The organism is Rhodococcus gordoniae, assembly GCF_001646655.1.
GTDB lineage: Bacteria > Actinomycetota > Actinomycetes > Mycobacteriales > Mycobacteriaceae > Rhodococcus > Rhodococcus gordoniae.
Genome location: NZ_LPZN01000071.1, coordinates 16,594 through 42,810 on the forward strand (window position 1 = coordinate 16,594; position 26,217 = coordinate 42,810).

Sequence of the window (26,217 nt, forward strand, 5' to 3'; positions counted from 1 at the left end):
GTCTCAGAAGGAGGGATTCGGCCGGACGAACCGCTCGTCGATATCGGCGACCGATCGGGCGCCGGTCAACGCCATGGTGAGATCGAACTCGGCGATCACGTTGCGGACCACCTCCTCGACACCGCGCCGACCCGCGATCGCCAAGCCGTACATGTAGGGCCGGCCGAGCAGCACGGCGTCCGCGCCGAGCGCGAGCGCGACGAAGACATCGGCACCGCTGCGAATCCCGCTGTCCAGCAGCACGGTCGGCTCCCGGCCGATCGCGGCACGGATGTCGAGCAGAGCATCGAGCGAGGCGATCGACCCGTCGACCTGGCGTCCACCGTGGTTCGACACCACCATCGCGTCGACGCCGAGATCCGCGGCGCGACGCGCATCGTCGGGATGCAGAATTCCCTTGAGCACGATGGGAAGGCGCGTCCGCTCACGCAACGTCGCCAGATGCCCCCAGCTCAGTCCCGGATTGGAGTAGATGTCGAGGAAGGTCTCCGCAGCGGCGCGCGGCACGGGGGAACGGAGGTTGTCGAGGAATCGGCCCGGATGGTTACGGGTCATCGACACCAGTGTGCGGATCGCGCCGAACGTGACATCGGGTCGCTCCGTCACCATCTCGCGGGCGGCGTCGATCCGCTGCCGGACGATGTCGAGGAAGCGAGGATCCGAGGTGTACTGGGCGATGCCCTCGCCGCGCGCGAACGGCAACGACCCGAGATTCAGGTCCTGCGGACGCCATCCCAGCATCGTCGTGTCGAGGGTGACGACGACGGCCTCGGCGCCGGCTGCTTCGGCCCGTCGCAGCAGGCTGTCGACGAGATCCTCGTCGGAACTCCAGTACAGCTGGAACCAGCGGGACGCAGAGCCCATCGCGCCAGCACAGTCCTCCATGGAATTGCAGCCCTGATTGGAGAAGATGTACGGCACGCCGGTCGCGGCGGCCGCCCGCGCTATCGCCAGGTCGCTGTCGGCGGCCATCAACGCTCCCGCTCCGACCGGGGCCAGCAACAGCGGCGAGGAGAGCGAGGTGCCCGCCACAGTCGTACGCAGGTCGCGTTCGGTGACGCCGTGGGCCATACGCGGGACGATCGCCCAGCGGTCGAACGCACGCCGATTGTTGCGCATCGTGCGTCCCTCGCCGGCACCGCCCGCGACATACGCCCAGGCCCGCTTCGAACTCGCACGCCGCGCGGCGCGTTCGAGGTCGCCGAAGGAGGTCGGAACGGCCGGACGCCGGCCCAACGCTCCGTTGCGGTACACGACCCCCTGACGTTCCCGGCCGGGGCCGGCGGGTGCAGAGGCAGCAGTTTCGGTCACGAGTGAGTTCCCCTCTCGAGCGGTGGCGCTTGTCGATCCTTCCTCACGAACCCGGTCGAGTGAACCGGTTACCGGTGTCGAATTCGGAATCGGTGCGGCGGATCCGGCGGCGGGCGTACCGTCGGATCCATGACCGAGGACGGCCAGGTTGCACCGTGGGACGACATCTACCGGGGAGTCGCCGAAGGGTTTTCGGGCCCCGTACCGTGGAACATCGGCGAACCCCAACCCGAGATCGCCCGATCGATCGACGAGGGCGGATTCCGCAGCGATGTGCTGGACGCAGGCTGCGGACATGCCGAGACCTCCCTCCACCTGGCGGCACAGGGGTACACGGTGGTGGGTCTCGATCTGTCGCCCACAGCCATCGAGGCAGCTCGAGCCGCGGCGTCGGAGCGGGGTCTGACGACCGCGACCTTCCAGGTCGCCGATATCACGTCGTTCACGGGATTCGACGGCCGGTTCGCGACGATCGTCGACAGCACCCTGTTCCATTCGCTGCCCGTGGACCGGCGCCGCGCCTACCTGAGCGCCGTCACCCGTGCCGCTGCACCGAGTGCGTCCTTCTTCGTCCTTGCCTTCTCGAAGGACGCCTTCCCCGAAGAGGGCCAGGGACCGAATCCCGTGACGGACGACGAGTTGCGCGACGTGGTTGCCGAGTTCTGGACCGTCGACGACGTGCGGCCGGCCTTCATCCACGCATTTCTCGGCGACGAAGAGGCTGCCGCGTGGCAACGCGACGACAAGGGCCGTTCGATGCTCCCGGCCTGGTTGCTGTCGGCCCACCGCGGTTGAGGGTGCACGCGGAAATTCGATTGCATTGCCGGGGTGCGAAGTTCACCATCGGATCTGTCGGAGCGGACCACCCGCGCCTCGTCATGATCCAGGAGTCACCGTGCACCCCGATGTCCCACCCGGAACCGATCCGCTGGTCGAGTACGGCTGGTCCGAGCAGATCGCGGAACGGTTCGCGGACAACGGCATCCAGGAATCCCCCGGCAGGATCGTGCGGGTCGGTCGCGGTCACAGTGACGCCGTGACCTCCGCCGGTCCGCTGCGGGTACGGACAGCGGGCCACCACGTCTGCACCGGCGACTGGGTGATCGTGCGCGAACCGCCCACCGAAGGCGATATGACCGGCACGGTCTGTGCGGTGCTGCCGCGTACCGGCGCGATTCGTCGTGCCGACGCGTCGGGCCGTTCGGAAGAGCAGGTCCTCGCCGCCAACGTGGACACGGTCGTGGTGACGGTCGCGGCCGACACTCTCGACCTCGGTCGCGTGGAACGTCTGCTGGCGCTGGCTTGGGACAGCGGCGCGCAGCCGGTGGTCGCCCTGACGAAGGTCGACCTCGCCACCGAACCGGTATTCGAGCAGGTCGCCGTGCTCGCACCCGGAGCGAGTGTGGTCGAGGTCTGCGCGCCGGACCGATCCGGGTTGAGAGAACTGCGCGCGCTGCTCCACGGCACCGTCGTGTTCGTCGGAGCGTCCGGCGCCGGGAAATCGACGCTGGTCAACGCGCTGTGCGGTCGCGACATCCAGGCGACGGCGCCGGTGCGGCAGGGGGACGGCAAGGGTCGGCACACCACGACCGATCGGGAGATGTTCCCTCTGGGTGGCGGCGTGACCCTCATCGACACGCCGGGCCTGCGGGGCGTCGGGATGTGGGATGCCGATGCCGGCATCGCGTCCGCCTTTCCCGAGATCGACGAGCTCGCGCAGTACTGCCGCTTCACGGACTGTGCGCACGAGACCGAGCCGGGATGCGCGGTGCGTGCCGCCGTCGACCGCGGCGACCTCGATGCCCGGCGAGTGGAGAGCCATCGCAAACTGCGGCGTGAGAACGAGCGGATCGCGGCCCGGTCCGATGCCCGATTGCGGCACGAGCGGACCCGCGAGATCAAGGTGATGAGCCGCGCGATCCGGGCGTATTACCGCGACCGTTGAAGTTCTCGGCGCGGCATACAGGGCGGTCGGTACCCCTCAGTGCAGGTCGCGCGATGAACCGGGGCTCGCTACCGCAACGCGCCGCGTCGACCCCGTTTCGGCGCGCTGATCATGGACGGCCCCGACCGAATGGTTGGGGCCTTCGACCTGCGTCAACATACCGGTCGGTACTTCCCCTTCGGGTCCGTTACACCGTGAACGCGGATGGACTCCTCTGCTTGCGGCAGCGCGTTATCGAGGTGTGTCGTCGGACACGAAATGATTACGACCCGGCTCGGGGGTGTACACCTTCTCGGTCGAATCGAACCGGTCTGTTCTCGAGGGGGCGACCCATCGCTGCCTGATTCGATCATCTGTGAGGCGAACCTTCGGCGCGTGCGGTCGTGTCATCGAAGGTATTGATGCACAAGGAATTCGGTGAGAGCACGTCGATCCTCCGTGGACGAGGGGCAGGATCGGCCAGGTGCCGTTACGGCAGGTTCTTATCGGGCCGGCCGAACGCGAGGGCCGCAATGATCGACTTTCGAGTATGGCGTGACTCACTTACCTCGGTTCAGATGGCGTCGGCCACGATCGCTTGAAAACCTCTCTAGCTGCGACGTTACCTGGTTGTGACCTGAAGGTCGCGTGATGACGCTCCGTGCGGTGGTCCAGATCCCGCCGGCGATGCCCGCGGCCCCGTTGAGGGCCGGACACGATTCGGCCGATTTTGGAGCACGACCTTGTCCGTTTCATCATTGCGCCGTTTCCGTGCCGCCTTCGCCGCGGCTGCCGTTCTCACCACCGCCATCGGCGTCGGTACGTCCGCCGCCGATGCCGACACCGCCACCTCCGCACCGACCGGATTCCAGGAGCCCCGCGCTCTGATCCGGGCGCTGGACTTCGACGCACTGTCCGCCGACGGCTGGACCGTGACGGACTCCGTGGAGGACGCCACCTCCACGGAGTCGGCCGAGGTGGTGGAGGTCGCGACGGAGATCGCTCCGCCTCCTGTACCGCCGGCGGTCACACCCGAGGAGCTGACCCGCATCGTGCCGGGTATCCCGGCAGAGAAGATCGAGCAGTACATCGCGCCGCTGAACGATGCGATGACGCGCAGCGGCATCGACAACCCGGTCCGTCAGGCGGCGTTCATCGCCCAGCTCGCCGTCGAATCCGATTCCTTCCGCACCTTCGAGGAGTACGCGTCCGGACGCGCCTACGAGGGGCGAGCCGACCTCGGCAACACCCAGCCCGGCGACGGGGAACGCTACAAGGGGCGCGGCGCGATCCAGATCACGGGCCGTCACAACTACGAGAAGGTCAGCGAACACGTCGGCGTCGACTTCGTCGCGCACCCCGAGCTGCTCGCTGCGCCGGAGAACGCCTTCACCACCGCCGCCTGGTACTGGACCTCGCGCAACCTCAACGAGGTCGCGGACACCGCGGGGATCGTCCGGGTGTCCGAGCTCGTCAACGGCGGTCACCACGCGCTCGGTCGCCGCATCGACGACTTCAAGCGTGGTCTGGACGTGCTGCTTCAGCCGTAAGCGCCACACAGTCGCACCGGGCCGATGAGTTCGGGGCGCGCCGACGGTCTATCGGATCATGAGAAAACTGATCTACGACTTCGGCGTGTCCCTCGACGGCTACATCAACGACCGCGACGGCAACATCGACTGGACCGACCCCGACGACGAACTGCACCGGTTCCACAACGACCGGTTCCGTCAGCTCGAGCTCTCGCTGCACGGCCGGCGGATGTACGAGTTGATGGCGAAGTACTGGCCGCACCTGCCCGACGATGCCTCGCCCATCGAGCGCGACTTCGCCGAACTGTGGACGACCACGCCCAAGGTCGTCTTCTCCCGCACACTTACCGAAGTCCACTGGAACAGTCGCCTCGTCAGCGACGACGCGGTGGAGGAGGTGCGCAGACTCAAAGCCGAAGGCGACGGAGTCATGGAGGTCGGTGGGGCGAACCTCGCCGCGTCGCTGATCCCCCACGGTCTCGTCGACGAGTACCAGGTGTTCGTCTCACCCGTCCTGCTCGGTGGTGGCACACCCATGTTCCCGCCCCTGGAGAAACGCGTGGATCTGCGCCTGGTCGAGACACGTCACTTCGCCACCGCAGTGATGTTGCGCTACCTTGCCGACTGAATTCCTGTGACACACCGGTTCCCACCTACCAGGCGCGTGACGGGGTCGCGTCCGCCATGTCACCCGCCTTCACCGCGCGCCGGTGCCCGGGCCGTAGAGCCGCGCCACGTCGGGCGAATCGAGCCACCCCGAATAGGTCGGCGACTGCGGCCAGCCCTCGGGCGAATCCTGCCATTCCTCCTGACGACCCCACGGAAGAAGGTCGATCAGGGCGAAGGTGTAGCTGAGCTGTTCGGTTCCGCGGCCGGTGGTGTGCCAGGTGCGGTAGACCTTGTCGCCGTCGCGAAGGAACACGTTGACCGCGAACCCTCCACCGGGAGGTGCGTCGACGTCGGCACCGAACGAACTCTCCGACGACGAGTACCACTCCATCGTGTTGCCGACCTTCGTCTTGTAGGCCAGGGCTTCGTCGATCGGTCCGTCGGTGACGATGACCATGCGGGCGTCGTAGTTGTCGAGGATGCCGAGCCGGGTCCACTGTGTCGTGAGGCTCGTGCATCCACCGCACTGCCATTCGGCGCCGTCGGACCACATGTGGTGATAGGTGATGAGCTGCGAGCGGCCCTGGAACACATCGACGAGCCGGATCGGGCCGCCGACGCCGATCAACGTGTAGTCGGGTAGTTCGACCATCGGCAGTCGGCGACGTTGTGCCGCGATGGCGTCGAGTTCGCGAGTGGCGGCCTTCTCTCGACGCCGCAGGTCGGCGAGAGCCGACCGCCAGGTCTGCTCGTCGACGATCGGGGGAAGGGCGCGGGTGGTCTGCTGGGTCATGACGTCTCCCGGAGTCGGACGGATCCGTTCACGAATGTCGACCGGGGGCAGGCCCGAAACTCATCGAGCCCCTCGATCGGAGGTGTCCCGACCGAGGGGCTCGACGAGGCGCGTGCCGTGACCGCTACGCGCCCTGACGGACCGGCGTGCGGCGGCCCGGCGCAGCGAGGCCGGCGCCGATCACCGCGGTCGCAGCGAGCCCGGCCAGCGCCGCGAGGAACTCGGTGCCGCTGATCGTGCCGTAGGCGGCGAGGCCGGGAACACCGGCGAAGGTGGCATCCCCGACCGGCAGTGAGTAGGCGCCGACGATGTGCTCGAGACCGTCGGGGCTGCCGGACGCGACGAGGGCCAGCGCGCAGGCGCTGGTCACGGCCAGACCACCGAGTGCCGCGACTCCCCGTCGCACGGCGACCGAGGTGACGGTGGCCCGCTCGTCCCACACGGCCACGCCGGGCGCGAACGCCATCACCGCGCTCGACACCGCGGCGGTGATGAGGGCTTCACCGACACCGATGGCCAGATGGACTGCGGTCAGATCGCCGATGAACGCTGCGGCGGCGCCCGTACCGACGGTCGCCGAGTATGCGGCGCCGAGAACCGCGGCGCTCACCGGCACGGACAGACCTGCGCCGAGAGCGGCGGTGGTCCGCGTCAGCTTCCCGAGGCCGAGTCGCTCGGCGCCGGTACGGATGGCGGCGGTGACGAGGACGGGCAGCACCGCCATCAGCAGCACGTTCACCCCGAGGGCGTTGATCCCGCCGTCCCCGAACAGCAATGCCTGCACGCCGACCACGGCGGTCATCGCGAGAAGCGCGAGCCGGGGCCCGAGGAGCGCGGTCGCGAGAGCGCCGCCGATGAGGTGGCCGCTGATGCCGCCGGCGATGGGGTAGTTGACCATCTGAGCGCCGAAGATCATGGCGGCGGTGGTGCCGGCGAGAAGGGTGTCCCGGATCGTGATGCGCGGCCGCCCGGCCGTGGCGGCGAGGACGACCGCACCGGTGGCGATCGCCGCAGCGGGCGCGGTGGCGCTCATGGGGAGGAAATGGTCAGGGACGTGCATGGGTGAGACTCCCTTCGAGGGTGGACGGGTGAACGGGTGTGGAGCGCCAGGAGCGCCAGGTCGATTCGAGCGGCGAGGAGTGGGCGTCGGCCCCGAGGAACCGCAGCAGGCTGCCGGGCCCTTCGAGCTGGACGACGCCGTCGCCCTCGGCGCGTCGCCCGTAGGTCGCGATGACGTCGTGCACCCGCGTGGAACCGAGGATCCCGGGTTCGGGGAACGCGCCGTGGGCGTACAACTCCTCGACGAAGAGGGGATGACGATCGAGGGTGACCGAGGTGCGGCTGCGGATCGCACCTCCGGTTTCTCCGTGGCGCCCGAGGACTAGCGTCTCCCGCATGTCCGCGGCGGCGTCGGAGGCGAGTTCGATCCGGGTGTCGCGGTGCACGCGGGCGCCGGTGGCGATCACGAACGGGTAGGTGTCCCAGACGAGAGTGCCGCCCTCGGCGACGGTGATCCGCACGTCCCACCGGGACAGCCGGTTGTCGGCGTCGTAGGCGACGGTGCCACCGATGTCCTGCAGTTCGAGCGTGCACCCGGCGTCGACGTGGACGTCGACGGTCACCGAGTCACCACCGAGCAACAACGCGCCGGCGGCGACGAGGGCGACCCGCGCGCGGTCAGGACCGACCTCGACGGTGCGGGGGACGAGCATGCCCGCCCGCAGGGTCAGGCGTGCCCGGCCCGGTGCGCGGTCGATACCAATCATGGTGCGGGACATGATCAGTCGTGCGTGTGTGCGACGGCGTGGCTGTGGCTGTGGCCGTGGTCGTCGTCGGCGTGGAAGTGCGGAGCCATCGGACCGGGATCGACCGGGGTGTGCGACCCGGCGCGGTGGGCTGCCAGCATCTCGCGCACCCAGTCACCGAGCGCCTGCACCGATGCGGCGTCGGTCCGGGACAGCGCCAGCACCGGTCCGCCCTCGCGGGCCTTCTCGGCGTCGGCGACCATCTGGGGCACGTCGACACCCACATAGGGGGAGAGATCGGTTTTGTTCACCACGAGCAGGTCGGCGCGGCTGATGCCGGGACCACCCTTGCGGGCGACGTCGCCACCACCGGCGACATCGAGCACGAAGATCTGCGCGTCGACGAGCGCGGGGGAGAAGGTCGCGGTGAGGTTGTCACCGCCGCTCTCCACCAGGACGACGTCGAGCGGCGCGAAGTCGCGTTCGAGATCTTCGACGGCGAGCAGGTTCATGGTCACGTCGTCGCGGATCGCGGTGTGCGGGCACGCACCGGTCTCCACCGCGCGGATGCGCTCGGGATCGAGCACGCCGGCCGAGCGGAGGAAACGGGCGTCCTCGTCGGTGTAGATGTCGTTGGTGATCACGCCGAGCTGCAGCTCGGACGCGAGGGTGCGGCAGATGGTCGCGATCAGCGAGCTCTTGCCCGTGCCGACGGGACCGGCGACGCCGAGACGGAGCGAACGGGTGGTGATGTGTTCAGGCACGGAACAGCCTTTCCGGAGCGGATGCGTGGGCTTCGGCCCATAATTCGGTCTGGGGACCACCGGTCGCCGGGATGCCCGCCGGGTCGGTGAGAGCGGACAGCTCGGCGATGAGCGGTTCGAGATGGGCGCAGGCCTCGAGCGTCCATCGCGAACCGATGGCCGGGTCGGAGGGGTGCAGTTTGAGGAAGGCCGCGACGATCGCCTGCGCCTCCTCGTACAGCACCAGTCGCGCGGTGTCGATCGCCGGGATGCGCGCGAGCGCCGCGATGGCCCCGACCACCAGTCCCCGCGACGGTCGCGGGGTCCGGGCGTCGAGGTCGTCGAGAACGGTGGAGGGCCACAGGTTCCGGGCCAGTCGCAGATAACCGCGGGCCAGCAACCGGGACGCGTCGCGCTGGGCCGGGCCCGGAGTGCGCGCCGCCCAGTGGTCCTCGATCTCGTCGATCCGGAGCGACAGGGCGGCTCCGGCATCGGAGTCGACCGCGTGTCGGGTGACCACGGCGACGCCGGCCTCGACTGCCGCCGAGGTGCGCAACCGTGCGACGAGGAAGCGGCGCACCTCGGTCGGTGACATCCCACCCTGGAGCGCTGGTTCGAGCCCACCCGAGTTGACGTTCCCGCCGACCGGTGCGCGCCCGTCCGCCAGGAGGAGCAGCACCGTGGTGGGGGAGAGAGTGCCGGGCACCATCAGAACATCGAGTACAGCTGCGTGAGCGGCAGTTCGGTGGCCGGCGCCGGAACGACCCGCTCGCCGTCGATGTCGATGTCGAAGGTGTCGGGGCGGATCCCGATGCGCGGCAACGCGTCATTCTGCTTCATGTCGGCCTTGCCGATGTGCCGGGTCGGCCGCAGCGGCAACAACCTGCGGCGCAACCCGAGTCGTTCCTCCAGGCCGTCGTCGAGGGCGGTGGGGGAGACGAACGACACCGACGTGTGGGGGGCCAGCGCATCGCCGAACGCCGGACGCTGAAGCACCGGCTGCGGGGTCGGGATCGACGCGTTGGGGTCGCCGAGCGCGGCCCAGGCGATCGATCCGCCCTTGATGACCAGCGACGGCCGGATGCCGAAGAACTTCGGGTCCCACAGCACGAGGTCGGCGAGCTTGCCATCCTCGACAGAACCGAGTTCGTGGTCGATGCCGTGCGCGATCGCGGGGTTGATCGTGTACTTCGCGACGTAGCGACGGGCCCGTTCGTTGTCGGCGGGCATGCCGCCGTGGAGCGCCCCGCGGCGGTTCCTCATCACGTGCGCGACCTGCCAGGTGCGGGTGATCACCTCACCGATCCGTCCCATCGCCTGGGCGTCGGACGAGGTGATCGACAGGGCACCCATGTCGTGCAGGATGTCCTCGGCCGCGATGGTGGTGGCCCGGATCCGGGATTCGGCGAACGCGAGGTCCTCCGGGACGGCCGGGTTGAGGTGATGACAGACCATCAGCATGTCGAGGTGCTCCTCGACGGTGTTCACCGTGTGCGGCAGAGTCGGGTTCGTCGAGCCGGGAATGATGTGCGGCAACCCGGCGATGCTCAGGATGTCCGGGGCGTGCCCACCTCCGGCGCCTTCGACGTGGAAGGCGTGGATCGAGCGGCCGCCGATCGCGGCCAAGGTGCTCTCCACGAAGCCCGCCTCGTTCAGTGAGTCCGAATGCAGCGCGACCTGCAGTCCGTGCTCGTCGGCCGCGCGTAACGCCGCATCGATCGCGGCCGGTGTGGAGCCCCAGTCCTCGTGCACCTTGTACCCGGCGGCACCGGCGAGGGCCTGTTCGCGCAGCCCTTCGGTGGAGACGGTGTTGCCCTTGCCGAGCAGCAGCACATTCACCGGCAGCGCGTCGAGCGCGCGGTGCATCTGCATCAGATGCCACGGGCCCGGCGTGACGGTGGTGGCCTTCGATCCTTCGGACGGACCGGTTCCGCCGCCGGCGATCGTGGTGATGCCGGTGGCGAGTGCCTCGACGATCTGCGACGGCGACAGCAGGTGCACGTGCGAGTCGAACGCGCCGGCAGTGAGGATGCGGCCTTCACCGGAGATGACGTCGGTGGACGGGCCGATCTGCAACTTCGGGTGCACGCCGTCGGCGATGTCCGGGTTGCCGGCGCGGCCGAGGGCGACGATGCGACCGTCGCGGATACCGACGTCGGCGCGCACGATGCCCCACCAGTCCAGCACGATCACGTTCGTGATGACGGTGTCGGGAGCACCTTCGGCCCGCGTCGTCACGCCCTGGGCCATCGATTCGCGGATGGACTTGCCGCCACCGAAGACGGCTTCCTCGCCGCCGAAGGTGCGGTCCTCCTCGATCTGGATCCACAGGTCGGTGTCGCCCAGGCGTACCCGGTCGCCGACCGTCGGTCCGTACAGTGCCGCGTACTCGGCGCGTGTGATCTCCACGTTCTCAGTCCTCCTGCTTCCGCACCTGGATACCGGGTACGACGCGTCGCCCGCGCAGGGCGACGGCGTCCAGTTCGCGGCTGCTGCCGGGTTCGAATCGCTGCGACGTCCCCGACGGGATGTCCAGGCGGAAGCCCTGCGCGCGTTCACGGTCGAATTCGAGGGCCGCGTTCGCGTCCGGCAGGTGGAGGTGTGAGCCGATCTGGATGGGACGATCACCGGTGTTGAGGAAGACGAGGGTGATGCGCTCGTCGTCGGAGCGGTCCGCGTTGAGGGTGAGGGAGCCCTCGGCGACGCGAATCGCTCCGGGTCCCGAAGTCGGTCCGGATGCCATGTCGGGCTCCTTTCAGGAAATCGGGTGGTGGATCGTGACGAGCTTGCGTCCGTCCGGGAAAGTGGCCTCGACCTGCACGTCGGTCAGCATTTCGGTGACGCCGTCCATGACCTCTTCGCGGGCGAGGAGCTCGCGGCCCTTCACCATGAGGTCGGCGACGTCGGCGCCTTCGCGTGCCCGTTCGATCACCCAGGTGGACAACAGGGCAACGGCTTCGGGGTAGTTCAGTCGGACGCCGCGGTCCCGCCGGTCGCGCGCCACCATGCCGGCGACGGCCAGAAGGAGTTTCTCGGTATCGGCGGGAGTCAGCTGCATATGTCGTTCTTTCGTGCGAGTCGGCGGTCGTGCACTCGATGCCGATCATGCGCGGCTCTTGTTTCGCGGACGTTACCCCCGCGTATCGCGGAGAAATCCGGACGTATCGACCTCAGAAGTGCTGCCGCACTGCGTGACCCCGGCAACACCGCAGTGGGATGCCGCCACCGCCGTCCATGGCCGGACAGACCTACGGCCGTTCCCGATCGATCGGAAACGGCCGTAGGTCAGCGATATTCGAGGCGTTCGTCGCTAGGACGGAACGGAGACCTCCTGATATCCCGCGAGGATCTCGTCGGTGTGTTCTCCGTGCAGCGGCGGTGCCGACCGCAGCGGCGGTCGTGCCCCCCCGAAATTGACCGGGAACGCGATCTGTTCGAGAGGCCCGGACGCATGGTCGACGGTGCCGACCATGCCGATCGCGGCGGTGTGCGGATCGCTGTAGATCTCGTCGAGATGCCGGATGGGGGATACCGGCACGCCATGTTCCTCGAGGACCCGGCACCAATATTCGACCGTCCCGATGGCGAATGCCTCGGTGAGGACCTCGTCGAGTTCGTCGCGATGCTCGATGCGATCACGGTTGTGGAGGAACCGTGCATCGGTCACGAGCTCGGGTCGGCCCAGCGCCACGCACAGCTTCTCCCACAGCCCGTCGTTCCCCACCGCGACGACGAAGTATCCGTCGCTCGCCGGATATGCCTGGTAGGGAGCGAGATTGGGGTGCGCCGAGCCCAGAGCGTGCGGTCGCTCCCGCGTGGCGAAATAGTTCGTGGCCCAGTTGACGTGCATCGCCAGCTGGCATTCGAACAGCGACGTGGTGACGTACTGGCCGCGACCGGTGCGAGTGCGTTCGACCAGCGCGGCGAGTACCCCGATCACCCCGAACAGTGCTGCACCGAGATCGCCCATCGCGTATCCGGCCTTCATCGGCGCGCCACCGGGTTCACCGGTCAGCGACATCAGACCGCCGGCGGCCTGAGCGACCATGTCGTAGCCGGGCTGGTCGGCCAGCGGTCCCTCGTCACCGAAGGCCGAGATGTGCAGGACGATCAGGTGCGGGTGCTGTTCGGACAGAGCGCGGTAGTCGAAGATCTTCTGCAGGCCGCTGCCGGGTTTGAAGTTCTCGACCACGACGTCGGCGTCGGCGAGCATCCGGTGCACGATCCGCTGTCCCTCCTCCGACTTGAGGTCGATCGTCACCGACTTCTTGCCGCGGTTGACCGCGAGGTAGTAGGTGGCGTCGTCGCCGACGAAGGGTGGCCCCCACACCCGGGTGGGGTCGCCGCCCTGGGGGTGCTCGACCTTGGTGACATCGGCGCCGAGGTCGGAGAACGACATGGTCGCGTACGGTCCGGCGAGGATTTTCGACAGGTCGAGGACCTTGATGCCGGCGAGCGGGGCCGGGCCGGTGGGATGCGTGCTCATGAGCGGGCTCCTGTCAGTGCAGTCGGTGCCGCATCGGCGGCGGTGCTCGGCGCCGCGGCGGCCGCGACGGACGGGTCGACGTCCGTGCCGTCGGCGATCACGGCGAGGTGGTCGAGAGCGACGGCATTCGGTTCACCGGCCAGGCCGTCGAGGTAGGCATGGGCGACGAGCAACGACCGGTGGCCGCGACCGCGCGCGATGCGGTGCGACGCCAGGTCCACGAGCAGGGTCGCCATCACCGTCCGTGCGAGATCGTCGGTGTAGGTCGCGCAGCGGGTTTGCGCGTGCGTGTCGTCGCCGGCGAGCAGGTCTTCGCCGCGCGCCTCGAGCGCATCCCAGCGTTCCCGCAGTGCCGCGACGACCGGGGCGCACTCCGGATGCGCCGCGTGGAGCAGTGTGCGCTGCGCGTCGGCCAGGACCCGGTGCGCGCCGTTCTTGCGCATCGACCGCAGCACGTCGAGCGCGATGACATTGCTCGAACCCTCCCAGATCGATCCGAGGTGTGAGTCGCGCACGAGGCGGGCGAACACCCGGTCCTCGATGTAGCCGCTGCCACCCCGGATCTCCATCGCCTCACCGGTGACGGTGCGGGCGCGCTTGCAGATGTAGTGCTTGGCGACGGGCGTGAGGATCCGGACGACACTGCGGGCCTGCGCGTCACCGTGGTCGGCGCGATCGAGGGTCGCACCGCTGTAGGCGACGAGCGCGAGAGCGGCCTCGGCGTCGAGCAGCAGCGGCAGCAGGGTGGCGCGCATGAGCGGCTGGTCGAACAGGGACTTCCCGAAGACCACCCGATCCCTCGTGTGAGCGACGGCGTCGCGCACGGCGCGCCGGATCAGGGCGCTCGAGCGCATCGCGTTCGACAGGCGGGAGGTGTTCAGCATCTCCGTCATCTGCCGGAATCCACGGTCGAGGTCGCCGACCTGCAGCGCGTACGCCCCGTGCAGGGTGACCTCGCCGCTGGGCATCGATCGCGTGCCGAGCTTGTCCTTGAGACGGTCGATCGTGTACGAGTTCCGGCTCCCGTCGGGAAGCCGCTCGGGCAGCATGAACATTCCGACGCCGCGGGTCGAGTTCTCGTCGCCGCCGGGGAACCGGGCGAGGGTGATCACGACATCGGCGTCCGGGTTGGAGGCGAACCACTTGCGTCCGGTCAAGCGCCATGCGTTGCCGTCGAATTCGGCGCGGGTCTCGGTCTTCGCGATATCGGTGCCCGCCTGGGTCTCGGTCATGAACATCGCCCCCGTCAGAGCGGTGGCCGGATCGGTGGAGGTCAGGCCGTCGATCCACGGGCCGAACACCTCGGGGTCGCCGAACATCCGCAGGGTGCGCGCGGCGGCATCGGTCATCGACACCGGGCAGGCGAGGCCGAACTCGGCCTGCACGAACAGATATGACGCGAGGTACTTGACGAGATGCGGGGGCGTGTCCGTCCAACCGTGGATCGGGCGGTGCGACAGTGCCGAGAGACCGTATTCGCTGTAGGCGGCGCGGCACAGTTCGAGATAGGCGGGGTGGTACTCGATGCGGTCGATGCGCTCGCCGTCGGGGTCGTACCGGTGCAGCACCGGCGGATGGGCGTTCGCCGTGGCCGCGAGCGCGTCGAGACGGTCGGCGGCATCGGCACCCAGGCACGCGAGGAGACGGTCGGTGAGCGGCCGGTCGGCGTCGGAGATCCAGCGGTCGAGTACCGCATCCAGAGCCGGGTCGGTATGGGCGTAGTTCATTTTCATCCGTTCGGTGTCAGGAGGCGTCGGCCGTCGTCCGGGCGGGGGCGGGGCGTGGTTCGTCGGGCTCGGTGCTGGTCGGTGAGCGTTTGAGCAGCGCGGTCATGCAGATCAGGGAGATCAGCACGTATCCGATCCCGAGTCCGACGACCGGCCAGATCGAGCCGGCGCGCTCGAGGAGGAACTGGCTCGCCATCGGGGCGGTGCCGGCGAAGATCGCCGTCGAGATCTGATACGACAACGAGATGCCGGTGTAGCGCACGTGGGTGGGGAAGACCTGCGCGAGGATGCCGGCCAGCGCCGAGTAGTACATCGCGTGCGGCGCGGTGGCGAGCACCATGCCGATGATCGCCCAGGTGAGCGAGCCCGTGCGGATCAGCACGAACATCAGCGGCAGGACGATGAGCTCGGGTCCGAGCATCCACAGCACGGCGCGCCGCGCGTCGATCCTGGTGGCGAGAACCGCACCGAAGGGTTGGACGAGCACCTGCGCGACCAGTGCGAGGGTGATCACGAGCAGGAAGTCCGATCGGGTGAACCCGAGGTCGGTGGTGGCCCAGGCGAGGGCGAAGGTCGTCTTGACGTAGGTGATCGCCACGCCCGCCACCACGGCACCGACACCGAGGAGCAGCGCCGCCGGGTGTGAACGCAGGACTTCGACCAACGGTAGTTTCGTGCGTTCCTGTGCAGCGGCGGCCACGCGCATCTCCGGCGTTTCCTGGATCCGTACGCGGATGTAGAGGGCGACGATCACCAGCGCGGCGGATGCGAGGAACGGAATGCGCCAGCCCCAGTCTTCGAAGGTGGCATCGGACATCGCGGTGAGTCCGAGGAAGGAAAGAGTGGCAAGGAGATTGCCCACCGGCGAACCCTGCTGGGCGAAGGCACCGTAGAGAACCTTCTTGCCGGGTGGGGCGAACTCGGTGGCGATGAGGACTGCTCCGCCCCATTCGCCGCCCATCGCGATGCCTTGCAGCACTCGCAGGGCGACGAGGAGGATAGGCGCCCAGATTCCGATCTGGTCGTAGGTGGGCAGCAGGCCCACGCCGACGGTGCCGGCGCCCATGAGCGCGAGGGTGATGATGACCGCGTTCTTCCGTCCGAAGCGGTCGCCGAAGTGGCCGAAGACGATCCCGCCGAGAGGCCGGGCGATGAAACCGACGGCGAAGGTCGCGAAGGCGGCGAGTGTGCCGACCGCGGGCGAGGCGTCGGGGAAGAACAGTGCCCCGAGGACGAGAGCCGAGGCCGTGCCGTAGATGTAGAAGTCGAACCATTCGATGGTGGTGCCGACGAAGGCGGTCACACCGGCGCGGCGTGCGGCCCGGGTGTCGTGCATCGGACGTGGCGGCGGGGTCGCGGTGTGCTCTGGAGGAGTATTCACGCTGCACTTCCGAGGGCGTCGAGCGGAGTCGATCCGCGGATGAATGAGTCGTGGATCACTATCACCGGCGCAACCGTGTAAAGTCCAAGACCTAATCGAGCACGATTGTGTAGATCAACTTATAAAGTCGAGGTCGGCATGGAACTTCGGCAGCTGCGGGCCTTCCTGGCGGTGGCCGAGGAGTTGCACTTCGGACGCGCGGCGGAGCGACTGCACATCGCCCAGTCGCCGCTCAGCCAGACGATCCGCGCCCTCGAACGCGACCTCGGCGCCGAGCTGTTCGCCCGCACCACCCGTTCGGTGCAGCTCACCGCCGCCGGTGAATCGCTGCTCGGTCCCGCGCGCGTCATCGCCGCCCAGATCGAGATCGCCCGGACGGTCGTGCGGTCGACGGCCTCGGGTGTCACCGGCGTGGTGAGCGTCGGATTCGGCGGCGCGAGCGGTTACACGGTGATCTCACAGCTGGCCCGGCGCCTCGAGGAGCGTTGTCCCGGGATCGAGCTGGATCTGCGTCCGCAGACCTATACGGGGGAAGTGCTCGATCTCGTCTCGCAGGGACTGCTCGACATGGGGATCGTCGGCCTCCCGGTGCCCCGGGACGTCGCCACCGAGACGGTGCGGCAGGAATCGCTCATGGTTGCGCTGCCGGCGGATCATCGATTGGCGACCCGGGAGGAACTCGACGCCGCCGATCTGACCGGCGAGCGGTTCGTCGTCTATCCCGCCGCCCACGGGTCGAGCGTGCGGGAGATGACCTTCACGGTGTGCCACTCCGCCGGATTCACCCCCGTGATCGCCCGGGAGGCACCGGACCCCTACAGCCTGCTGGCCCTCGTGGGTGCCGGGGTGGGGGTTGCGGTCGTCGTCGCGTCGACCACCGACATCACTGTGACGGGCGTTCGGTACGTCCCGCTGCGGAACAGTCCGGTGCTGCCGATCGCGCTCGCGTGGCGTCGTGACAACCCGGCGCCGGCGGTCCGCCGGGTGGTGGATGTGCTGCGCGCACACGTGAACTGACCGCTGTCGCACCCCGGTATGTGCCCTCCGGGTAGGTCGGGCGTGTCAAGGTGGAAGACACCCTCGAAGGGTCCGACGCTCGAACGGAGGAGGTGAACCATTGCCGGACACCGACGACCGACAACAGCACATCCAGGACGATCTCGATCGTGGCTCTCGACGTCGACGGGCCGTCCTGCAAACTCGTCGAGAAGGTGCCTCGCTCGCGGCAATCGACAGGACTGATGCGCTGACAACTACCGACTCACAAGGACCGCTCGGGCACGGTCGAGCACAGTGTTCAGCGCACGTTCGGCGGCGACACGGTCGGCCGGATGGACGGCCTCCCAGATACCGGACGTCAGCTCCTCGATGCGATGTTCGATCCTTGCCACGGTTTCTCGTCCGGATTCGCTGAGCCGGTCGTCGCGGATCAGGCTCCGAGCGATCAGGGAATCGACGACCTCCGCAGTGTCCGGTACGTAGGTGGTGTCGTGGAGCAGTGCGGGAAGCGCTGGCGAACCGTCGGAGCGTTCGGCGAGGCGCAGTGCGACCCACTGTGTCTCGACCAGGTCCTCGTCGGCAAGGGGATCTGGACGGCCGGACCGATGAGATCGGGGAGTTGCTCCGGTCTGTCCTTTCAACGCCACCACTCGTGGCCACTGTCGCGGACTTCGTTCACGCAGATTCGGAGAAGACCGAACCCGATCGAGAAGGAGACGAGAACATGGGACATCGACCACGGCTCGACGGCACCCGTTACGAGGACTCGACCTTGCACACCGGAAGCTCGAGTGAGCCATGACCACCATCAGCGCCAACGGGGTCGACCTCGGCGTCGAGTTCTTCGGCGACGATGACGCACCACTCGTCCTGCTCGTCGGCGGCACGACGATGCTCTCGTGGCCCGACGAACTGTGCACACGGCTCGCCGCGGGTGGGCGTCGTGTCGTGCGATACGACCTGCGGGATTGTGGGGAGTCGACGACGAAGGACCCGGACGCGCCCGGCTACACCCTGCGCGACCTCGCCGACGATGCGGCAGCCCTCGTCGACGCGCTCGATGGCAGGCCGGCGCATCTCGCGGGCATCGGTGTCGGCGGGATGGTGGCCCAGGTCGCTGCGCTCGACCATCCAGCCGCGTTCCGGGCCCTGACTCTGGTCGGGACGCGTCCGGTCGCACCGGGCCCGTGCGATCCCGACCTTCCCGATCACGGCGCGGCGACGATGAAGCGCATGTTCGCGCTCCCGATGCCCGACTGGGCCGATCGCACGGCCGTGGCGGAATTCGCGGCCGCTCGCGCCGCGGTCCTCGGGGACGATCCCGACGCCGCGTGCGTGGTTGCCGAGCGCATCTGGGACCGCACACCGAACGACGAGCCGTCGGTCCAGTCCGCGAATCAGCTCGGAATGGTCTTCGCCAGACTCGATTGCACGCCCCGCTGGCGGGAACGCTTGCGCCAGATCGACGTCCCGACCCTCGTCGTGCACGGCCGCCGGGATCCGTTCTTCCCCGTCGGCAACGGAGAAGCCATCGCACGCGAGATCCCGAGAGCGCGGTTGCTCGTCCTGGACGATGCCGGCACCGCGGTCCCTGTTGCGGTGGTCGACGAGATCGCCGAGGCGATGCTCACGTTGGACCGGTAGTTGCTCACGCCGACCAGGATCGCCAGCGCAGCCTGTCGATGGTGATGGCCGGTCCCGGTGGTCGTTTCGCCTGGTACTGCGGGTATTTGCGGACGAGCGCGTCGATGCCCGCAGTTCCCTCGGCAGTGTCGGCGTCGTGGACCGTGGCGATGCCGTCGATGCGGACCCACCACAGCTGCGACCAGTCGTCGCTGTAGTGGTCGACGAGCACGCACACCCGCGGGTTCTCGGCGATGTCGGCGAGTCGACGCAGGCGCCGGGTGGATTTCGGCTTGTCGTCGACACAGGTGTGGATCACGTCGCCGTCGAGGGCGAACACGATGGGGACGAGGTGTGGCTCGCCGGACCCGTCGGCGGTGGCGAGGCGGGCCACTCGGGCATCGGCGACACTGCGACGGACGTCCATGCGCCTCACGGTAACCGGACGGTCAGTGTCGGCCCGGGAGATCGACCTCCGGCACCGTCTTGTCGGTGCGTAGTCCTCGCCAGCTCGGATGCCGGAGGCTTCCGCCCGCGTACTCCCGGTACTCGACCTCTCCGACGAGGATGGGCTCCACCCAGTGGGCGCCGTGGGTCTCCCGTGCCGGCGGAGCGACCGCCAGTGGGGTGGTGGGCCGCTCCAGCGGACGCAACTGCGATCGCAGCTCGCGGCGGGTCGCGGTGGTGAATCCCGTCCCGACCCGGCCGATGAACACCAACCGTTCCTCGTCGTCGTGCGCTCCGAGGAGTAGCGAACCGATGCCGCCGGCAGCCTTGCCGGATCCGGGGAGCCACCCGACGACGACCACCTCGGTGTTCCGACGCAGCGGCGTCTTGATCCAGCCGTCGCTACGGGTCCCGGGTAGATACGGTGCGTCCGGGTCCTTGGCGACGATCCCTTCGAGGCCGTGTTCGCGCGCGACCGTGAGCATGGTCGGTGCGTCGACATCGGTCCAGTAGGGCGACAGCTGAACCCGAGGTCCGGGGACGATCAGGTCCTCGAGGACGGCCCGGCGCTCCAGATAGGACAGCTCCGTCGTGGATTCTCCGTCGAGAGCGAGGACGTCGAACAGGTAGATCAGGACCGGTAGCTCGGCACGTAGCTCTTCGGTGGGGCGGTGGACGTGCATCCGGCGCTGCAACCGGGCGAAGGACGGCCGACCCTCGGAATCGAGCGTGACGATCTCGCCGTCGACGATGCAGTCCCGGCCGTCCGTCGCAGTGGTGAGCGGGTGGGGGAGCTCGGGGAAGCTCCGGGTGATGTCGTTGCCGGTGCGGCTGGTCAGCCGGCACTGTCCGTCGGTCACCGTGGCGAGGGTGCGCTGGCCGTCCCATTTCATCTCGAACGCCCAATTCCCGGTCGGCGGCGGACCGAGGGTCGCCAGCATCGGGGACAGTTCCGTCGTCGTGGAGGGCATGTCCCGAGTCTGCGGTACGGGGGCGGGACGGGACCGGTGAATGCGCGGTCTCCTCGCGGCGGTGCGTCCTTCGCGCCCCGACCCGGGCCGTGCGAGGCTGACGTCATGAGGCGTGCTGCGACACAGAACATGACTCTCGTCGCCGGGGGCACGTTCTGGATGGGGTCGGAGGATTTCTATCCGGAGGAGCGACCGGTCCACCAGGTGACGGTCGACGGGTTCTGGATGGACACGCACCCGGTGACCGTCGCCGAGTTCCGGCGCTTCGTGAAGGACACCGGACACGTCACCACCGCGGAGGTCGCGCCGGACCCGGCCGATTATCCCGGCGCCGATCCGTCCCTGCTCGTGCCCGGCTCGCTCGTGTTCACTCCTCCTCCGGGGCCGGTACCGCTCGACGACTACACGAGGTGGTGGTCGTTCGTCCCGGGTGCGGACTGGCGTCATCCCGAAGGCCCGGGGAGCACCGTCGGCGGGCGGGAACGCCATCCCGTCACCCACGTCTCGTGGTTCGATGCCCGCGCCTACGCAGAGTGGGCCGGCAAGGAACTGCCGACCGAGGCCGAATGGGAGTTCGCCGCCCGCGGCGGACTCGACCGCAAGGCCTTCACATGGCGCGACGAGCGCGAACCGAAGGGCCGGCCCGGCGGGAACGTCTGGCAGGGCGAATTCCCGTGGCAGAACCTCGAAACGGACGGATTCGCCGGAACCTCACCTGTCGGACACTTCCGGCCGAACGGATACGGCCTCCACGACATGGCGGGCAACGCGTGGGAGTGGACCGCCGACTACTTCACCGCGAACCATGCTTCGAGCGGCAGGAACGTCGCGCCGGCCTCATCGTGGTGCATCCCGACGAATCCCCGCGTCGACGAGGCCGAACACGATCCGCGCGAAGCGTATCCGCGCCGCGTCATCAAGGGCGGCTCGCACCTGTGCGCCCCGAACTACTGTCTGCGGTACCGACCCGCGGCCCGCCAGGGTGACACCGAGGAGACCGCGACGTGCCATATCGGATTCGGCTGCGTCATTCACCCGTGAGACGACAGGTTTCACCCTGGTCAGGGGTGTATGCCGCCCGATACCGGTGGTGTACTGGGAACGGATGGGGGTGAAAAGAGGCATCCACCATGAGCCAGGATCTGCGTCCGGATCCGATCCCGGGCGGAGAAACCGGAGTGGTGAGGTCTGTCAGTTGAACTGGTCCGGATGGGGTCCGGTGCGCAGATCGCGATCGGTGTTGGTGATGGTGGACATGTCCTCGTCGGTCAGCTCGAAGTCGAAGACCTCGAAGTTCTCCCGGATCCGGGACGGCGTGACCGACTTCGGGATGACGACGTTGCCGAGCTGCAGATGCCAGCGCAGCACCACCTGGGCCGGCGACTTGCCGGTGCGCCCGGCGATCGACGTGATCGCCTCGTCGTCCAGCACGGCGCCCTGGGCGAGCGGGCTCCACGCCTCGGTGGCGATGCCGTGCTCGGCGTGGAAGGCGCGCAGCTCGCTCTGCTGCAGACCGGGGTGCAGTTCGATCTGGTTGATCGTCGGGACGAGCGAGCTGCCGTCCAGCAGGCGCTGGAGGTGGGCCGGCTGGAAGTTCGACACGCCCGCAGCGCGAAGGCGTCCTTCCTCGACGAGGCGTTCGAGGGCACGCCAGGTGTCGGTGTAGACATCGCGGGCCGGGGTCGGCCAGTGGATCAGGTAGAGATCGAGACGATCGAGGCCGAGCGCGGTGAGGCTGGTGTCGAAGGCGCGGAGGGTGGCGTCGTAACCCTGATCGGAGTTCCACACCTTCGTCGTGATGAACAGCTCGTCGCGGGACAGTCCGGAATCCGCCAGCGCGCGGCCGACGCCGGCTTCGTTGCCGTAGATCGCGGCGGTGTCGATGTGGCGGTAGCCGGTCTCGAGTGCGGCGCTGACGGCCGCGGTGGTCTCGTCCTCGGGGATCTGGAAGACGCCGAAGCCGAGCTGGGGGATCTCGACGCCGTTGTTCAGGGTGACGGTGGGGATCGTGGACGATGTCACGAGATGGTGCTCCTTCGGGGGTGTTCGCGTAGTTCGGGATCAGAGTCGGACGGGGTCGACGGCAGCACGGGAGGTGCTGTGGAGGTCGGGTTCTGTGGATGTGTGAGTTGCGTTGGTGTGGTCGTCCTTTCGCTGTAGTCGGTGGGACAGGACCGCCGGGACCAGAGCGGACGCGGCCAGGACGGCCCCGACGGCGTTGGGTGCCGTGTACCCGAATCCGGCGGATATCACCGTGCCGCCGAGCCAGGCGGCCAGGGCGTTGCCGAGATTGAAGGCACCGATGTTGGCGGCGGAAGCCAGGGTCGGGGCGCCGTGCGCATGGTCGAGGACGTGCTTCTGCAGGGGCGGCACGGTCGCGAAACCGAGGGCGCCGATCAGGAAGACCGCCGCGACGGACACGGTCTTGTCGGAGGACAGGAAGGTGAACAGTCCGAGCACCATGGCCAGGCCGGCCAGGGCGGTGTAGAGCATCGGCATGAGATTGCGGTCGGCGAAATGTCCGCCGACGAGGTTGCCGACCACCATGCCGGTTCCGAACACGGCCATCAGCCAGGGGACGGAGGACTCGGCGAAACCGCTGACATCGGTCAGGATCGGTGCGATGTAGGTGATCGCGGCGAACACGCCACCGAAGCCGAGGACCGTCATGGTCATGGCCAGTACGACTTGGACGTTCTTGAACGCGGCGATCTCGTGGCGCAGCCGCACGCCTGCGGGTCGGGGGACGTCGGGAACGAGCTTCGCGACGCCGGCCAGGCCGACGACGCCGAGCGCGGCGACGATCAGAAATGTCGCGCGCCAGCCCGCGGTGTGGCCGACGAAGGTGCCCAGCGGCACGCCGACGACATTGGCCACCGTCAGTCCGGTGAACATCAGGGAGATGGCAGCCGCCTTTTTCTGCGGTGCCACCAGTTCGGCGGCGACGACCGAGCCGATGCCGAAGAAGGCCCCGTGGGCGAGGGAGGCGACGACGCGGCCGATCAGCATGACGGCGAAGGTGGGCGCGAGGGCGGAGACGGCGTTGCCCAGGACGAACAGGCCCATGAGCAGCATCAACATGTTCTTACGGGAGATCCGGGTGCCGAGCGCCGTCATGATCGGGGCGCCGATCATGACGCCGAGGGCGTAGCCGGTGACCAGATATCCGGCCGTGGGGATCGACACGCCGAGATCCGATCCGACCTGGGGGAGCAGCCCCATGATCACGAACTCGGTGGTGCCGATCCCGAAGGCGCCGATGGCCAGGGCCAGCAGAGCGAGTGGCATGAGAACGATCCTTCGATCGAGAAGAGACGCAGACGCGCTTTACTGGCGTAGACAATAATTGCAGGCGCCGACTAATTGCAAGCGCGGGTATAGTGAGCGTTGCGACAACGTCGGCATGTCGTCGGCGTCACCTGTTCGTACGAGCCGACCCAGGAGCCGACCATGACCGCCACGGACCCCTCGATGACCGCGCTGGCCAACAGTTGGTCGGCGCTGTCGCTCCTGCACGGGCGGATCGAGAACCGGATCGAGAGCGCCCTGCAGTCCGGCCACGGGTTGAGCGTGCGTGAGTACTCGCTGCTGGATGTGCTCAACCGTCAGCACGACGGGGAGGGCGGGCACCTGCAGATGCGTCAGGTCGCCGATGCTGTGGTTCTCAGTCAGAGCGCGACGACGCGGTTGGTCACGCGGCTCGAGGATCGTGGGTTGCTCTCGCGCTATCTGTGTCCTACCGATCGTCGCGGCATCTACACCGACGTCACCGACGCCGGTCGGCGCCTGCTCGAAGAGGCCCGGCCCACCCACAACACCGCCTTGCGGGAGGCGCTCGACGAGGCCGCGACCGAACCCGTCCTGGCGCCGCTGGTCGACGCCATCCGGCAGTTGCAAGAGCAGTGATCGAACATCCGAAAAGCCCGGCCCGACAGTTTGTCTCGTCGGACCGGGTCGACCGTGCAGGCGTGCGGGAGCGGAGTCAGAACGCGTCGGCGCCGAAACTTCGAGCGTAGTAACCGCGGATGTGCTCGACGATGCGCTTGCGTGCGAGCGTGGCGTCGCCGGCGCGGACCGCGTCGACGAGACCGCGGTGCTCGTGACGCAGCCGCACGCAGGTCGCGGGCCAGTCGGTGTGCGGCGCGCCCGCAAGGACGTAGCTCTCGATGGAGTCGCGCAGACCGGCCATCATCGCCGCGACGACGAGGTTGCCGGCCGCGTCGGCCATCGCGACGTGGAACTGGGCGTCGAGAACCAGGAACTCGGGTGCGGCCAACTCCGGAGCGTCCATCGCGTCCAGGAGTTCCTCGGCCTGGGTGAGTTCCGGTGCCGGGGTTCGGTTGGCCAGTGTCTGCATCACTTCCGTCTCGAGTACCAGACGTGTGCGGACGATGTCGGAGACCGGGAAGTTCTGCGCCGCGACCTGCAGGCGCATGAGCATCGACATCCCGCCGGTGGGTCGCGAGACGATCATTGCGCCGGCGTTCGGCCCGGAACCGGTGTGGGTGCTGAGCAGTCCGAGGGCCTCCATCACGCGCAGTGCCTCACGAACCGAAGACCTGCCGACGCCGAGTTGTGCGGCGAGCGTGCGCTCCGGGGGCAGATGCTGGCCCGGGCCGAGTTCTCCCGAGACCAGCATCTGCTCCAGGTGGTTCAGCACCTGCTCCCACGCACGACCCTCGGACGACGACATGACTTCAGAGCCTAGTCGATTCCGGATCAGGGGAGCATCCAGGACAGCACCGGTGTGGACTGCAGGTAGACCAGCACGCAGAGGATGACGAGCATCGCGACGCTGTAGCCGATCACCTTGCGCAACAACACCGATTCGCTGCCCGGCTGATCGACCGCGGTGGCGGCGATGGTGAGGTTCTGCGGGCTGATCAGCTTGCCGACCACACCACCGGAGGTGTTCGCCGCGACCAGCAGGGTCGGGTCGATGCCGGCGGTCTGCCCGGCTGCCTGCTGCAGGCGGGCGAACAGGGCGTTGGCGGAGGTATCCGAGCCGGTGACGGCGGTGCCGAGCCAGCCCAGGATCGGGGAGAACAAGGCGAAGATCGTACCGGTGCCGGCGAGCCAGGTGCCGATCGCGACGGTCTGGCCGGACTGATTCATCACATAACTCAGACCCAGCACGGTGGCCACCGTGGCGATGGCGAGCTTCATACGCACGACGGTGGTGCCGAAGGTGGCCACGGCTCGGCGGACGGTCAGCGGGAACATGCCGCCGCTGTCCCGCCGCGCGTAGACGAGAGTGACGATCGCGCCGCTGAGCAGTAGCAGTGTGCCCGGCGACGACAGCCACGAGAAGGTGTAGACCGCGCTGCTCGATGCGTCGCCCCCGCCGGTGAGCAGATTGCCGTACAGGCCGGGCCACTCGATCTCGACGTCGGTGGCGGCGAGACGCTCCGGCAGATCGACACCGACGGTCCACAGCTTCGCAATGCCGAACACGGTGATGACCAGCAGGTACGGGAACAGCGCCATGACGACGCGCGAGGTGGTCAGCGACTCGTCGGCGACGGGACGCTGCGGCGCACGAGCGGCTCCGGGGCCCTCCTTGCCGGCCTGGACAGCGATGACATCGGTGCGGGTACGCGAGAGCTGGTCCTCGGGGGTCCGCGGCTTCCAGACCTGCAGCATCAGCACGGCGGCGGTGAGACCGGCGAGCGAGGCGACGACATCGGTGAGTTCGTACGAGAAGTGGCTCGAGCACCAGAACTGGGCGAGCGCGAACGTCGTGCCGGTGACCAACGCGATCGGCCAGGCCTGCCGGACACCGCGACGACCGTCGACCAGGAAGAGCAGCAACAGCGGCACGAAGAGCGCCAGGACCGGGGTCTGACGGCCCACGACGGCGGCGATCTCGGTGGCGGGGATGTCGGTCAGGGCACCGGCGGTGGTGATCGGGATAGCCATGGCGCCG

27 protein-coding genes are annotated in these 26,217 nt (G+C 68.3%); 8 read left to right on the forward strand and 19 right to left on the reverse strand.

The annotated features are described in order from the left end of the window. Positions 1–3: 3 nt before the first annotated feature. Entirely contained in the window at positions 4–1,311 is a 1,308-nt protein-coding gene (locus tag A8G18_RS20995) for an alpha-hydroxy-acid oxidizing protein (protein ID WP_064065406.1), read from the reverse strand. Positions 1,312–1,440: 129 nt separating this feature from the next. On the opposite strand from A8G18_RS20995, the gene A8G18_RS21000 reads away from it, so the two are divergent. The 4 genes from A8G18_RS21000 (at position 1,441) to A8G18_RS21015 (ending at position 5,395) form a co-directional block, all read left to right on the forward strand. After that, positions 1,441–2,106, forward strand: a complete 666-nt coding sequence (locus A8G18_RS21000) for a class I SAM-dependent methyltransferase (protein WP_064065407.1) — start codon at positions 1,441–1,443, stop codon at positions 2,104–2,106. Between the two features lie 100 nt (positions 2,107–2,206). Further along, on the forward strand, positions 2,207–3,256 hold the full coding sequence (gene rsgA / locus A8G18_RS21005) for a ribosome small subunit-dependent GTPase A (protein WP_064065408.1): 1,050 nt from the start codon (positions 2,207–2,209) through the stop codon (positions 3,254–3,256). 722 nt (positions 3,257–3,978) lie between these two features. Then, the gene (locus A8G18_RS21010; protein ID WP_245207981.1) at positions 3,979–4,785 is read left to right on the forward strand and encodes a glycoside hydrolase family 19 protein; all 807 of its coding nucleotides are present in this window, start codon (positions 3,979–3,981) and stop codon (positions 4,783–4,785) included. Between the two features lie 58 nt (positions 4,786–4,843). Beyond that, complete coding sequence (locus tag A8G18_RS21015) at positions 4,844–5,395, forward strand: dihydrofolate reductase family protein (protein ID WP_064065410.1); 552 nt, start codon at positions 4,844–4,846, stop codon at positions 5,393–5,395. Positions 5,396–5,464: 69 nt separating this feature from the next. On the opposite strand, the gene A8G18_RS21020 is transcribed toward A8G18_RS21015, so the two are convergent. The 11 genes from A8G18_RS21020 to A8G18_RS21070 form a co-directional block, all read right to left on the reverse strand. Then, on the reverse strand, positions 5,465–6,169 hold the full coding sequence (locus A8G18_RS21020; protein ID WP_064065411.1) for a DUF899 domain-containing protein: 705 nt from the start codon (positions 6,167–6,169) through the stop codon (positions 5,465–5,467). Positions 6,170–6,293: 124 nt separating this feature from the next. After that, positions 6,294–7,229: an energy-coupling factor ABC transporter permease gene (locus tag A8G18_RS21025; RefSeq protein WP_064065412.1), complete on the reverse strand. Its 936-nt coding sequence runs from the start codon at positions 7,227–7,229 to the stop codon at positions 6,294–6,296. Continuing rightward, positions 7,216–7,947: an urease accessory protein UreD gene (locus A8G18_RS21030; RefSeq protein ID WP_064065413.1), complete on the reverse strand. Its 732-nt coding sequence runs from the start codon at positions 7,945–7,947 to the stop codon at positions 7,216–7,218. Before A8G18_RS21030 ends, A8G18_RS21025 begins: the two co-directional genes overlap by 14 nt. A 2-nt stretch (positions 7,948–7,949) precedes the next feature. Beyond that, entirely contained in the window at positions 7,950–8,678 is a 729-nt protein-coding gene (gene ureG / locus A8G18_RS21035) for an urease accessory protein UreG (protein ID WP_064065414.1), read from the reverse strand. Further along, positions 8,671–9,366 carry an urease accessory protein UreF gene (locus A8G18_RS21040; protein ID WP_016933276.1) on the reverse strand — a complete coding sequence of 232 codons (696 nt, stop codon included), beginning with the start codon at positions 9,364–9,366 and terminating at the stop codon, positions 8,671–8,673. Before A8G18_RS21040 ends, ureG begins: the two co-directional genes overlap by 8 nt. After that, the gene (locus A8G18_RS21045) at positions 9,366–11,066 is read right to left on the reverse strand and encodes an urease subunit alpha (RefSeq protein ID WP_064065415.1); all 1,701 of its coding nucleotides are present in this window, start codon (positions 11,064–11,066) and stop codon (positions 9,366–9,368) included. The genes A8G18_RS21040 and A8G18_RS21045 overlap by 1 nt, the downstream gene beginning before the upstream one ends. A gap of 4 nt (positions 11,067–11,070) precedes the next feature. Then, positions 11,071–11,400: an urease subunit beta gene (gene ureB / locus A8G18_RS23245; RefSeq protein ID WP_016933274.1), complete on the reverse strand. Its 330-nt coding sequence runs from the start codon at positions 11,398–11,400 to the stop codon at positions 11,071–11,073. Positions 11,401–11,412: 12 nt separating this feature from the next. Continuing rightward, positions 11,413–11,715, reverse strand: coding sequence for an urease subunit gamma (locus A8G18_RS23250; protein ID WP_064065416.1), 303 nt, complete (start codon positions 11,713–11,715; stop codon positions 11,413–11,415). 252 nt (positions 11,716–11,967) lie between these two features. Continuing rightward, positions 11,968–13,143, reverse strand: a complete 1,176-nt coding sequence (locus tag A8G18_RS21060) for a CaiB/BaiF CoA transferase family protein (protein WP_060653369.1) — start codon at positions 13,141–13,143, stop codon at positions 11,968–11,970. Continuing rightward, on the reverse strand, positions 13,140–14,870 hold the full coding sequence (locus tag A8G18_RS21065; protein ID WP_064065417.1) for an acyl-CoA dehydrogenase family protein: 1,731 nt from the start codon (positions 14,868–14,870) through the stop codon (positions 13,140–13,142). Before A8G18_RS21065 ends, A8G18_RS21060 begins: the two co-directional genes overlap by 4 nt. Before the next feature lie 16 nt (positions 14,871–14,886). Then, entirely contained in the window at positions 14,887–16,206 is a 1,320-nt protein-coding gene (locus A8G18_RS21070; RefSeq protein WP_064065418.1) for an MFS transporter, read from the reverse strand. A 183-nt stretch (positions 16,207–16,389) separates the two neighbouring features. On the opposite strand from A8G18_RS21070, the gene A8G18_RS21075 reads away from it, so the two are divergent. After that, positions 16,390–17,268: a LysR family transcriptional regulator gene (locus A8G18_RS21075; protein ID WP_064065419.1), complete on the forward strand. Its 879-nt coding sequence runs from the start codon at positions 16,390–16,392 to the stop codon at positions 17,266–17,268. 236 nt (positions 17,269–17,504) lie between these two features. Here the strand turns inward: A8G18_RS21075 and A8G18_RS21085 are convergent, their stop codons facing one another. Further along, on the reverse strand, positions 17,505–17,900 hold the full coding sequence (locus tag A8G18_RS21085; protein ID WP_242496717.1) for a hypothetical protein: 396 nt from the start codon (positions 17,898–17,900) through the stop codon (positions 17,505–17,507). Positions 17,901–18,048: 148 nt separating this feature from the next. Between A8G18_RS21085 and A8G18_RS21090 the strand changes: the two genes are divergently transcribed. After that, positions 18,049–18,894 carry an alpha/beta fold hydrolase gene (locus A8G18_RS21090; RefSeq protein WP_016934985.1) on the forward strand — a complete coding sequence of 282 codons (846 nt, stop codon included), beginning with the start codon at positions 18,049–18,051 and terminating at the stop codon, positions 18,892–18,894. A 4-nt stretch (positions 18,895–18,898) separates the two neighbouring features. Here A8G18_RS21090 and A8G18_RS21095 read toward each other — a convergent pair whose 3' ends face one another. Beyond that, positions 18,899–19,300 carry a TIGR03668 family PPOX class F420-dependent oxidoreductase gene (locus tag A8G18_RS21095; RefSeq protein WP_064065421.1) on the reverse strand — a complete coding sequence of 134 codons (402 nt, stop codon included), beginning with the start codon at positions 19,298–19,300 and terminating at the stop codon, positions 18,899–18,901. Between the two features lie 22 nt (positions 19,301–19,322). Beyond that, a complete protein-coding gene (gene ligD / locus A8G18_RS21100; protein ID WP_064065422.1) occupies positions 19,323–20,291 on the reverse strand; it encodes a non-homologous end-joining DNA ligase in 969 nt (322 codons plus the stop codon). 105 nt (positions 20,292–20,396) lie between these two features. On the opposite strand from ligD, the gene A8G18_RS21105 reads away from it, so the two are divergent. Then, positions 20,397–21,332, forward strand: coding sequence for a formylglycine-generating enzyme family protein (locus A8G18_RS21105; RefSeq protein WP_064065423.1), 936 nt, complete (start codon positions 20,397–20,399; stop codon positions 21,330–21,332). A 150-nt stretch (positions 21,333–21,482) separates the two neighbouring features. Here A8G18_RS21105 and A8G18_RS21110 read toward each other — a convergent pair whose 3' ends face one another. Both A8G18_RS21110 and A8G18_RS21115 read right to left on the reverse strand, forming a co-directional pair. After that, entirely contained in the window at positions 21,483–22,313 is an 831-nt protein-coding gene (locus A8G18_RS21110) for an aldo/keto reductase (protein ID WP_064065424.1), read from the reverse strand. Between the two features lie 39 nt (positions 22,314–22,352). Then, positions 22,353–23,579, reverse strand: coding sequence for an MFS transporter (locus A8G18_RS21115; protein WP_064065425.1), 1,227 nt, complete (start codon positions 23,577–23,579; stop codon positions 22,353–22,355). A 162-nt stretch (positions 23,580–23,741) separates the two neighbouring features. On the opposite strand from A8G18_RS21115, the gene A8G18_RS21120 reads away from it, so the two are divergent. After that, a complete protein-coding gene (locus A8G18_RS21120; protein ID WP_016934049.1) occupies positions 23,742–24,197 on the forward strand; it encodes a MarR family winged helix-turn-helix transcriptional regulator in 456 nt (151 codons plus the stop codon). A gap of 76 nt (positions 24,198–24,273) precedes the next feature. On the opposite strand, the gene A8G18_RS21125 is transcribed toward A8G18_RS21120, so the two are convergent. Both A8G18_RS21125 and A8G18_RS21130 read right to left on the reverse strand, forming a co-directional pair. Further along, complete coding sequence (locus A8G18_RS21125) at positions 24,274–24,984, reverse strand: FadR/GntR family transcriptional regulator (protein WP_064065426.1); 711 nt, start codon at positions 24,982–24,984, stop codon at positions 24,274–24,276. A 26-nt stretch (positions 24,985–25,010) separates the two neighbouring features. After that, a partial coding sequence (locus A8G18_RS21130) for an L-lactate permease (protein ID WP_064065428.1) occupies positions 25,011–26,217 on the reverse strand: 1,207 nt, incomplete at its 5' end.

Excerpts from the sequence above, each read along its gene's own strand:
- A8G18_RS21070 (WP_064065418.1), bottom strand. The coding sequence starts at position 16,206 with ATGCACGACACCCGGGCCGCACGCCGCGCCGGTGTGACCGCCTTCGTC.
- A8G18_RS23250 (WP_064065416.1), bottom strand. The coding sequence starts at position 11,715 with ATGCAGCTGACTCCCGCCGATACCGAGAAACTCCTTCTGGCCGTCGCC.
- A8G18_RS21125 (WP_064065426.1), bottom strand. The coding sequence starts at position 24,984 with ATGTCGTCGTCCGAGGGTCGTGCGTGGGAGCAGGTGCTGAACCACCTG.
- A8G18_RS21000 (WP_064065407.1), top strand. The coding sequence starts at position 1,441 with ATGACCGAGGACGGCCAGGTTGCACCGTGGGACGACATCTACCGGGGA.
- A8G18_RS21065 (WP_064065417.1), bottom strand. The coding sequence starts at position 14,870 with ATGAACTACGCCCATACCGACCCGGCTCTGGATGCGGTACTCGACCGC.
- ureB (WP_016933274.1), bottom strand. The coding sequence starts at position 11,400 with ATGGCATCCGGACCGACTTCGGGACCCGGAGCGATTCGCGTCGCCGAG.
- A8G18_RS21030 (WP_064065413.1), bottom strand. The coding sequence starts at position 7,947 with ATGTCCCGCACCATGATTGGTATCGACCGCGCACCGGGCCGGGCACGC.
- A8G18_RS21105 (WP_064065423.1), top strand. The coding sequence starts at position 20,397 with ATGAGGCGTGCTGCGACACAGAACATGACTCTCGTCGCCGGGGGCACG.
- A8G18_RS21115 (WP_064065425.1), bottom strand. The coding sequence starts at position 23,579 with ATGCCACTCGCTCTGCTGGCCCTGGCCATCGGCGCCTTCGGGATCGGC.
- A8G18_RS21040 (WP_016933276.1), bottom strand. The coding sequence starts at position 9,366 with ATGGTGCCCGGCACTCTCTCCCCCACCACGGTGCTGCTCCTCCTGGCG.
- ligD (WP_064065422.1), bottom strand. The coding sequence starts at position 20,291 with ATGCCCTCCACGACGACGGAACTGTCCCCGATGCTGGCGACCCTCGGT.
- A8G18_RS21020 (WP_064065411.1), bottom strand. The coding sequence starts at position 6,169 with ATGACCCAGCAGACCACCCGCGCCCTTCCCCCGATCGTCGACGAGCAG.
- A8G18_RS21060 (WP_060653369.1), bottom strand. The coding sequence starts at position 13,143 with ATGAGCACGCATCCCACCGGCCCGGCCCCGCTCGCCGGCATCAAGGTC.
- A8G18_RS21015 (WP_064065410.1), top strand. The coding sequence starts at position 4,844 with ATGAGAAAACTGATCTACGACTTCGGCGTGTCCCTCGACGGCTACATC.
- A8G18_RS21075 (WP_064065419.1), top strand. The coding sequence starts at position 16,390 with ATGGAACTTCGGCAGCTGCGGGCCTTCCTGGCGGTGGCCGAGGAGTTG.
- A8G18_RS21025 (WP_064065412.1), bottom strand. The coding sequence starts at position 7,229 with ATGCACGTCCCTGACCATTTCCTCCCCATGAGCGCCACCGCGCCCGCT.
- A8G18_RS21120 (WP_016934049.1), top strand. The coding sequence starts at position 23,742 with ATGACCGCCACGGACCCCTCGATGACCGCGCTGGCCAACAGTTGGTCG.
- A8G18_RS21090 (WP_016934985.1), top strand. The coding sequence starts at position 18,049 with ATGACCACCATCAGCGCCAACGGGGTCGACCTCGGCGTCGAGTTCTTC.
- A8G18_RS21095 (WP_064065421.1), bottom strand. The coding sequence starts at position 19,300 with ATGGACGTCCGTCGCAGTGTCGCCGATGCCCGAGTGGCCCGCCTCGCC.